Annotated in this window: 1 protein-coding gene; it reads right to left on the bottom strand. The window is 74.1% G+C overall.

What is annotated here, in order from left to right:
* On the bottom strand, window positions 1-765 hold a 765-nt coding region (locus ACFRCG_RS48600), incomplete at its 3' end, for a hypothetical protein (protein ID WP_380043087.1).
* Between the last annotated feature and the right edge of the window lie 178 nt (window positions 766-943).

The raw sequence follows: 943 nt of genomic DNA, 5'->3' as shown, positions 1-943 counted from the left end.
GGCGCGGCGGTCGCCGGACATCGCGTAGCGGCGGGCCGCGAGTCCGTGTTCGAGGGGCTCGCCGATCTGGTCGCACAGCAGCGCCAGGACGTCGGCGGCCTCGATGTCGGAGAGGTAGGCCGGGGCGACTTCGAGCATCAGCTCCCCGATCGCGTGGGTGCTGGCGGCGAGGTCGTCGACGACGCGGCGCAGCGCGGCGACGGTCGGGTCCGCCGGCGGATCGGCGGGCGGTGGGGGCGGTGCGGTGCGGACGTCGCGGACGGCCTGGCGGACCACGGCGCGCACGGTCGGCTCATCAAGCGCTCGGAGGCCGCTGTGGGCGAGTGTGGCGAGTCGGCGGGTGATCAGCTCCGCGACGGTGTCCGTACGGCCGGAGACGGCGATCAGGGCCCGCTGGGACAAGCCGTAGTCGAGCGCGGCCGCGGCGCCGGGGGCGGTGTCTCGCGTGCGAGACGGGTCGGGGCCGGCGGCGACGGCACCGTGGATCGCGGTGAGCGCGCGGGCGACATCGAGGAGCCGGTACGCCTGGGCGCGGCTGACGGCGAACTCCGCTTGGCAGTACGCCTCCCATGAGGTGAAGCCCATAGGGATCCAGATCCTGGCGGCGTGTGCGTCCCGGACCCGGACGGCGAGGACCGCCACGGAGCGCCGGACGTCGGCCATCGCTTCGCGCAGCCCGGCCGTCATCTCCCGGGCGCGGGCCGCGGTGAGCGGCGGCCGCGCCGGTTCGACGCCGTGCTCCTGGTCCTCGGTGTCCTCGCCCACGACTCCATCGTCCTGCGCGGCGGCGGGCCCCGCCAGGGCGTACGGGAGCACAGGCGTGAGCCCCCGCCTCACAGCCTCACAACCTCATAGGCAACGCGTTCACCTGGGGAAACGGGCTGTGAGGCTTGTAGCCCTCACACCGTGACACCCGGATTTGCGACAACGGATGTTGTCGCCC

Origin of the sequence: Embleya sp. NPDC056575, assembly GCF_042793325.1 — a bacterium.
GTDB lineage: Bacteria > Actinomycetota > Actinomycetes > Streptomycetales > Streptomycetaceae > Embleya.
This window is presented reverse-complemented; position numbering and strand designations above follow the sequence as displayed.